Here is a 369-nt window from a genome sequence, read left to right on the forward strand (position 1 = left end):
GGCGAGGCATCCAGTCGGATGCGGCCCGGCGAGCCCCTCGCTCAGCGGGAAATTCGGATGAGAAATCGACCGGTAAAACGGTGCGAATCGGGTCTGATAAGCTGAGAACACGAAAGAACGAAGCCCGGAGAGACTGAGAGATCAGCACAAAGGAAGCGTCCGTTCCTTGAGAACTCAACAGCGTGCCAAAAGTCAACGCCAGATATGTTGACATCCCCGGCCTCAGTCTTTTGATTGGGGTTGGAGATTCCTTTTGAAGTAAAACACTAGCGAGGACGCAGTGCACGGGGCCGCCTTATTCCGGGGGTTGCTGTGCCGCTCTGCGCGGGTGGTATCCGGATTACCGGAGAACATTCACGGAGAGTTTGA

1 protein-coding gene is annotated in these 369 nt (G+C 55.8%); it reads right to left on the bottom strand.

Annotated elements, in window-relative coordinates:
- A partial coding sequence (locus C7C46_RS36080; protein WP_220040745.1) for a hypothetical protein occupies positions 1-214 on the bottom strand: 214 nt, incomplete at its 3' end.
- Between the last annotated feature and the right edge of the window lie 155 nt (positions 215-369).

The sequence above is a fragment of the Streptomyces tateyamensis genome (genome assembly GCF_003205575.1).
Taxonomy (GTDB): Bacteria; Actinomycetota; Actinomycetes; order Streptomycetales; family Streptomycetaceae; genus Kitasatospora; species Kitasatospora tateyamensis.